This window comes from Planktotalea sp., from assembly GCF_049680325.1.
Lineage (GTDB): Bacteria > Pseudomonadota > Alphaproteobacteria > Rhodobacterales > Rhodobacteraceae > Planktotalea.
The window spans coordinates 1-7588 of record NZ_JBAUHO010000038.1; the positions used below are offsets into that span (position 1 = coordinate 1).

The 7588-nt window shown below is 54.5% G+C and carries 5 protein-coding genes and 1 pseudogene; 3 read left to right on the top strand and 3 right to left on the bottom strand.

The features are described 5' to 3' along the window. Together WBC85_RS01855 and WBC85_RS01860 are read right to left on the bottom strand one after the other, a co-directional pair. Nucleotides 1–475: hypothetical protein (locus WBC85_RS01855; protein ID WP_424432984.1), on the bottom strand; the 475-nt coding region annotated here is incomplete at its 3' end. Between the two features lie 61 nt (nt 476–536). Beyond that, nucleotides 537–899: pseudogene (locus WBC85_RS01860) on the bottom strand (SUF system Fe-S cluster assembly protein). A 123-nt stretch (nt 900–1022) separates the two neighbouring features. Between WBC85_RS01860 and WBC85_RS01865 the strand changes: the two are divergent. Beyond that, nucleotides 1023–2225: a multidrug effflux MFS transporter gene (locus WBC85_RS01865; RefSeq protein WP_424432985.1), complete on the top strand. Its 1203-nt coding sequence runs from the start codon at nt 1023–1025 to the stop codon at nt 2223–2225. 3 nt (nt 2226–2228) lie between these two features. Here WBC85_RS01865 and rimK read toward each other — a convergent pair whose 3' ends face one another. Beyond that, a complete protein-coding gene (rimK, locus tag WBC85_RS01870) occupies nt 2229–3617 on the bottom strand; it encodes a 30S ribosomal protein S6--L-glutamate ligase (RefSeq protein ID WP_424432986.1) in 1389 nt (462 codons plus the stop codon). Nucleotides 3618–3743: 126 nt separating this feature from the next. On the opposite strand from rimK, the gene tgt reads away from it, so the two are divergent. Both tgt and lon read left to right on the top strand, forming a co-directional pair. Continuing rightward, nucleotides 3744–4874: a tRNA guanosine(34) transglycosylase Tgt gene (gene tgt / locus WBC85_RS01875; protein WP_424432987.1), complete on the top strand. Its 1131-nt coding sequence runs from the start codon at nt 3744–3746 to the stop codon at nt 4872–4874. A 379-nt stretch (nt 4875–5253) separates the two neighbouring features. Then, nucleotides 5254–7588 (top strand): endopeptidase La (lon, locus tag WBC85_RS01880; protein ID WP_424432988.1); only part of this gene is annotated, 2335 nt, incomplete at its 3' end.

A 7588-nucleotide genomic window follows, 5' to 3' on the forward strand; every position in this document is an offset into this window, starting at 1 on the left:
CGGCCAGTGTAACGGCAGCTGCAAGCGTACCGCCTGAATCATGCGCCAAAAGGGTTGATTTTGGCATGTTCTTTAGCAGCCGCCCTGACGCGATAAAAGGCGGACTGATCGCGACATTCAAATCACTAGGGATGTCTCCGGTGTGCTCGCCAACCGCAATTGCAATGCGTGTTTCTTGCGAGAAGAGCTTAAACAGACACCGGATTGCCAATGCCACACGAAGCGCAATCGAGGCGCGTGAAAGTGCGATCTGCCAGCCATCGCCCGCAACACGCGAGAAACCAATAATCGACGCGCCTGAAGCAGTGAAAGTTTGCTTTTCAAGACTAACGTCGATCGCTTGTCGGTCTAATTTGACGAGAACATAGCTGTCTTGCCAAAGCGTAGGTATCAGATCGATGGACTTTTGAAGTTCACCATATTTCAGGTCGCTTGATCCAACGATATCGCCTGTGAGAACTGCTATTTGAGCCATATGCAAGCAATATCACTTGCTTTTCCAAAATGCAAGCGAATTTGCTTGCATGGCATGTTGCCTACATAAAGCCCAATTCAAGCCGTGCTTCGTCGCTCATCATTTCCATGCCCCATGGCGGTTCCCATACGAGTTCCACATCGACATGTTTGACACCGGCCATGGGTTCGATCGCTTCCGCGACCCAACCGGGCATTTCGCCCGCAACGGGGCAGCCAGGTGCCGTCAGGGACATCAAAATCCGAACTTCACTCTCGGCGCTGATCTCAATCGTATAAATCAAACCAAGATCATAGATATTCACTGGAATTTCAGGATCCTAGACCGTGCGGCATGCCTCGACAATCGCATCGTACAGCGCGTGATCCGTGCTGGAGGGGGCGATAAGTGGAGTGCCTTCTAGCGGTGCGGGTGCGTCGGTCATGATCTGCCTCTTTGGTGTTCCTGAGTGATTATATAGGGTTTAGACAGCGCAGCGTAAAGGGCAGCTGGGCACTTGTGCTTTTTCTATCGCCGCGTCACAGAAGGCATTGGAAGGATTGCCTTTATGAGTATGACACGCTGGGGCGCGGCACAAACGCCGCCGAAACGCGCTACGCTGATCGTGCTAACGGCGGTTTCTGTTCTGACGCTGAACCTGTTCCTGCCTTCGCTGCCCTCTATGGCGCGAGAGTTCGGCGTCAGCTATGGCGCGATCTCTTTGGCGATTGCGGGATATCTTTTCCTTTCTGCGATTTTATCGCTGGTTTTGGGGCCATTGGCGGACAGATACGGGCGTCGTCCTATCTTGCTGATAAGTTTTACGGTCTTTGCGCTGGCCTCTATCGGGGCGGCAATCACCGAAAATTACACGCTTTTTCTAGTGTTTCGCATGTGCCAAGCGGTTTGCGCGACGGGCTCTACACTAAGCCGCGCGATTGTGCGTGATATGTATCCGCCGGGCAAAGGCACCTCAGTCTTGGGCTATATCGCCATGGCAATGGCCGTGGCACCGATGGTCGGGCCGCTGATTGGCGGGTTGATGGAGGAAACGCTTGGATGGCGCTCGGTTTTCTGGCTGTTTGCGGTTTTAGGTGTGTTGAGCGTGGCGCTTATCTGGCGCGACCTTGGGGAGACAGCAGCCGGCACCGTGAAAACAATGGCAGAGCAGGTTGAGGGCTATAAACAAGTGACACGCTCTGCGGCGTTTTGGACCAATACGCTGGTGCTGGGGTTTTCGGTGTCGTCCTTCTTTGTCTTCCTTGCGGGCGCGCCCTTGGTTGCGGGGCAACTTTACGAACTGTCGCCAAGCTTCGTTGGTTTTGTGATGGGGGCGACTGCAGTGGGATATTTCATAGGCAGCTTCATAACGGGCCGCATTGCCGAGCGCGTTCCGCTTGGCGCATTGATGATTTGGGGGCGCTGGGTCGGGATGATCGGCCCCGTGACTGCGCTGCTTCTGGTGATTTTAGGCTGGGACAATGCCTATTGGGTGTTCGGCTTGATGATTACCCTGGGTGCGGCGAACGGGATCAGTTTGGCCGCTGCAAATTCTGGCGCGATGAGTGTGCGCCCCGATCTTGCAGGCAGTGCGTCTGGCCTCTCGGGTGCGATTGCCACGGCGATGGGGGCACTTTTTAGTGCATTTACGGGGGCGGTTTTGACCCTTCAGAACGGCGATTGGCTGTTCTGTCTCTTGCTTGTTATGACCTGCGGCGGGGCTTTGGCGGCGGCTTATCCTGCCGCCAAAACCTTTGATGACTTTGCTTAAGAGCTAGGACGCCGACTTGCGTTTACGCACTGGTTCAGGGCGCACGCGTGCTTCGATGTGCTCGTAGATCAGCTCTGCGACATTCTTTTCTGACGCCTTTTCAACGCCTTCCAGTCCAGGGGAGGAGTTGACCTCAAGCACCTTAGGCCCGCTATCAGAGCGCAGTAAATCGACACCAGCCATTCCCAGACCAAAGGCCTTGGCCGCTTTCACTGCGGTATCGCGCTCGACCTTGGTGATACGTACTTTAGAGGCCGATCCACCCTGATGCAGGTTCGAGCGGAACTCGCCTGCGGCTGCCGTGCGTTTGATGGACGCAACGACCTTACCGCCGATCACAAGACACCGCACGTCTTCACCAGCGGCTTCTTTGACGAAGTCCTGCACGAGGAAGTTGGCTTTGAGGCCGCGGAAAGCCGAAATTACGGATTCCGCCGCCTTTTTGGTTTCCGCCATCACGACGCCTTTGCCCTGTGTGCTTTCCAGTAGCTTCACAATCAGCGGCGCGGTTCCGACGAGAGAAATCAAACTGCTTGTGTCTTTCGGGCTGGCCGCAAAGGCTGTGTTTGGCATGCCGATCTTGTGACGCGCCATGAGCTGATGCGCGTGCAGCTTGTCGCGGCTGGCTGTGATCCCTTGCGAGCCGTTTACGCAATAGGTGCCGACGGTTTCGAACTGGCGAATAACGGCCGTGCCATATGGTGTAACAGAGGCCCCGATGCGCGGAATCACCGCGTCGAAACGGGGCAGGCGCGCGCCATCGTAGTGCACCTCGGGAGAGAGCGCATTTATCGCCATGTAACAACGGGTTGTATCGATGACTTCAACGGTATGTCCGCGCTTTTCACCCTCTTGAACAAGGCGACGGGTTGAATAGTTGTCCTCGCGCGAGAGCACCGCAATTCGCAGTGCGCGATTGGGCGCTTCGCGGCGCATTGTTGCACTGTGGTAAATTTCATAGCTGAGTTGCGGCTGGCAGAAGCGCTCGGACGGGTTCACCGTAACACTTTCGTTCAGTGCCTGACGCCCCAAAAGCATATGCGAAGCCATGCCGCGCCGATCGGTGAGCGTCATTTCTATAGGCCAGGTCATATCGCCAACGCTGAGGTTGGTTTCTATTACATAGCGCAGCTCGGTTTCCCCGTTAGACGATGTGACGTCGCGCCGATCAATCACTTCTGCCGAACAGGGGATAATCAGATCTTCACGGCCCGGAATCGGATGGACCGTAAAGCGCACCTTTGGCTTGCTTGCGGACCCAAAGGGTTCGATGTCGGTCGCATGCAGCGCAGAAGTGCGCGCGCCTGTGTCAACTTTGACGCGAAGGGCGGGTAGGCCGAGTTTGGGAAGGGAAACCCATTCTTCCCAGCCCAGTGTAATTGTATCGCTCATTTTGAGTATATCCCATTGAGTAGGCTTGCCTGATAGTACAAAGCAAACGCCTTGCCCACAGTGCTTCGCGTAGTTTTGGCGCGCTTGGCTCTTTTCAATTGTGACTGTCACGATTAGGACGCCCCAATGACACAGCGATTTTCATATACACTAAATGCCACTGACGGGCGTGCCCGCACGGGCGTTATCAGCACGCCGCGCGGCGATATCAGAACGCCTGCCTTTATGCCTGTTGGTACGGCAGCGACGGTCAAGGCGATGATGCCTGAAAGCGTGCGCGCAACGGGCGCGGATATCTTGCTGGGCAACACTTATCATTTGATGTTGCGGCCAACGGCCGAGCGGATTGATCGCCTTGGTGGCCTGCACAAGTTTATGAACTGGGATCGCCCGATTCTGACGGACAGCGGCGGCTTTCAGGTGATGAGCCTGTCTGATCTGCGCAAGCTGACAGAAGAGGGCGTGACGTTCAAAAGCCACGTTGATGGCTCCAAGCATCACCTTACGCCCGAGCGCTCTATGGAAATTCAAAAGCTGCTCGGCTCAGACATTGTGATGTGCTTTGACGAATGTCCCGCGCTGCCTGCATCCGAAGCCGATGTACGTAAAAGCATGGAAATGTCGATGCGGTGGGCGCAGCGTTCGCGCGATGCTTTTGGCGATCGTCCGGGGCATGCCTTGTTCGGCATTCAACAAGGCGGTGTGACTGAGGAACTTCGCGGGATCAGTGCAGAAAAACTTAGGGAAATCGAATTTGACGGCTATGCGGTCGGCGGTCTGGCCGTGGGCGAGGGGCAAGAGGCGATGTTCGGCGTGCTGGATTATGCGCCTGATATGCTGCCTGTCGACAAGCCACGCTATTTGATGGGTGTGGGCAAGCCAGATGACATCGTCGGCGCGGTTGCGCGCGGCATTGATATGATGGACTGCGTGTTGCCGTCCCGTTCGGGGCGCACAGGGCAGGCATGGACGCGGCGCGGGCAGGTTAATATCAAGAATGCGCGTCATTCAGACGATCCGCGCCCGCTTGATGAAGGGTGTTCTTGCCCGACGTGTTCGAACTATTCGCGCGCCTATTTGAACCATGTGTTCCGGTCGCAGGAAATGATTTCTTCCATGCTGCTGACCTGGCATAACCTGCATTATTATCAGGACCTTATGAAAAGCATGCGCGATGCGATTGCGGCTGGCAGGTTTGACGCGTTTCAAGTCGACTTCCATGCAAAACGCGCTGAAGGCGATATCGAGCCGTTGTAGCTCAAAAGCGGGGCTAATGCCGATTTGATAGTGGATGTTTACCAACTGGAAAGTTTTGGTTGGTAAGCCTGCCTGCATGTCCTACCTGGAAATAACCTTTCTGGCACTTGTTCTTACGCTTTGCGCAAGTTTCATCGATGCGTCCGAAGCACGTGCCTTGCATAGCCAATCTCTTCAATTAACGCAGGGCGGGGGCGAATAAAGGTAAATTGTCTTCGTTCGGGTACTATTCCGCGCTCTTGAAAACGTGATAAGGGTTCGGGCAGGAATGTTGCTTGAAACTGGCGGTCCATGCCCCCATGTTTGAAAGCCAAACGAGGAGATGATTAGCGCTGCCGCCTAGCGGGGCCAGATTGTCTTGCCAATAAAAGGACAGAGCATGCAAGAGCCTCTAAATTCTTCTTATCCGGTACTACCGCTGCGCGATATTGTGGTTTTTCCACATATGATTGTGCCGCTGTTCGTTGGCCGTGAAAAATCAGTCCGCGCCTTGGAAGAGGTGATGGCTGATGACAAACAGATTTTGCTCGCAGCGCAGCGCGACCCCTCTGAAGATGATCCTCAGGTTGAGGGCATATTTGATGCCGGCGTTATTGCTAACGTATTGCAATTGCTGAAGCTTCCCGACGGAACTGTGAAGGTTCTGGTTGAGGGGCAGGCACGTGTCAGCGTGACAGAATACCTTGCGAATGACAGCTTCTTTGAGGCACGCGCAGAATACTTAAGCGAAATGCCGGGCGATGCGGCTACGATTGAAGCCTTGCTTCGCACTGTAAGCTCTGAATTCGAGCGCTATGCGAAAGTAAAGAAGAACGTTCCTGAAGAAGCGCTCGCCTCGGTGCTTGAAACAGACGACCCTGCGAAGATGGCGGACCTTGTGTCGGGCCACCTTGGTATTGAAGTGCATCAAAAGCAGGAACTTTTGGAAACGCTGGCGGTGAGCGAGCGTTTGGAAAAAGTTTATGGCCTGATGCAGGGCGAGATGAGCGTTCTTCAAGTTGAGAAGAAGATCAAAACCCGTGTCAAAACCCAGATGGAACGCACCCAGCGTGAGTATTATTTGAATGAGCAAATGAAGGCCATTCAGAAGGAACTTGGTGATGGTGAAGAAGGCCAGAACGAAGTTGCAGAACTGGAAGGCAAGGTCGCCGCGACCAAGCTGAGCAAAGAAGCGCGTGAAAAGGCCGATGCGGAGATCAAAAAGCTCAAAAATATGAGCCCGATGAGCGCCGAAGCGACAGTCGTGCGCAACTACCTTGACTGGATGCTCGCGATTCCATGGGGCACGAAAAGCCGTGTTAAGAAAAACCTGATCGCCGCGCAACAAGTGCTGGATGCGGATCACTACGGTTTGGAAAAGGTTAAAGAGCGGATCGTCGAGTATCTTGCAGTGCAGCAGCGCTCCAAGAAACTTAAAGGCCCGATCATGTGCCTTGTTGGCCCTCCCGGCGTAGGTAAGACCTCGCTTGGTAAGTCGGTTGCGCGGGCAACGGGGCGCGAATTTATTCGTATTTCCCTTGGCGGCGTGCGCGATGAAAGCGAAATTCGTGGCCACCGTCGCACCTACATCGGCTCTATGCCCGGCAAGATCATTCAGGCGCTGAAGAAGGCGAAAACCACGAACCCGCTGATTTTGCTCGATGAAATTGACAAAATGGGGCAGGACTTCCGTGGCGATCCGGCATCGGCGATGCTTGAAGTGCTTGATCCAGAGCAGAACGGCACGTTTGTAGATCACTATCTGGAGGTTGAGTATGACCTCTCGAATGTGATGTTCCTGACGACAGCGAACTCTTACAACATGCCCGGACCCTTGCTTGACCGGATGGAGATCATTCCGCTGGCGGGCTATACCGAAGACGAGAAATGCGAGATTGCAAAGCAGCATTTGATCGCAAAACAGGTAAAGAACCACGGTTTGAAAGCGTCAGAGTTTTCGCTGACGGATGAAGCACTTCTGGAAATGGTTCGGGTCTACACCCGTGAAGCTGGCGTGCGTAATCTAGAACGCGAGATCGCAAAACTTGCGCGTAAAGCGGTCACCAAGATTGTTAAGCGGGAAGAGACGGAAATCGTCATCACGCCTGATAACCTTGATGATTACCTGGGCGTTAAGAAATATCGCTACGGTTTGGCTGAACAGGAAGATCAGGTTGGTGTTGTCACTGGGCTTGCTTATACTTCTGTCGGCGGGGAGCTTTTGAACATCGAAGCGCTGCGCCTGCCGGGTAAAGGGCGGATGAAGACAACGGGAAAGCTGGGCGATGTAATGAAAGAAAGCATCGACGCGGCGAGTTCCTATGTGCGCTCCATCGCGCCAGAGATCGGGGTGAAGCCACCCAAGTTTGAAAAATGGGATATCCACGTGCACGTTCCCGAAGGGGCGACGCCGAAGGATGGACCATCGGCTGGCTTGGCGATGGTGACGTCGATTGTGTCTGTTCTAACGGGTATTCCGGTGCGCAAGGATATCGCAATGACGGGCGAGGTGACGCTTCGTGGCAATGCTTTGGCTATCGGCGGTTTGAAGGAAAAACTGCTTGCGGCGCTTCGCGGCGGAATCAAGACGGTGCTTATTCCAGCGGAGAATGAAAAGGATCTGCGCGATATACCTGATAATGTGAAGAACGGAATGGAGATCATTCCCGTGTCCCATGTCAGCGAAGTGCTACGTCATGCGCTTGTGTCGGTTCCCGAACCGATCGAGTGGGACG

What these genes read in the sequence shown, in the direction of transcription:
- WBC85_RS01865 (WP_424432985.1), top strand. Translation starts at nt 1,023, where the DNA reads ATGAGTATGACACGCTGGGGCGCGGCACAAACGCCGCCGAAACGCGCT.
- rimK (WP_424432986.1), bottom strand. Translation starts at nt 3,617, where the DNA reads ATGAGCGATACAATTACACTGGGCTGGGAAGAATGGGTTTCCCTTCCC.
- tgt (WP_424432987.1), top strand. Translation starts at nt 3,744, where the DNA reads ATGACACAGCGATTTTCATATACACTAAATGCCACTGACGGGCGTGCC.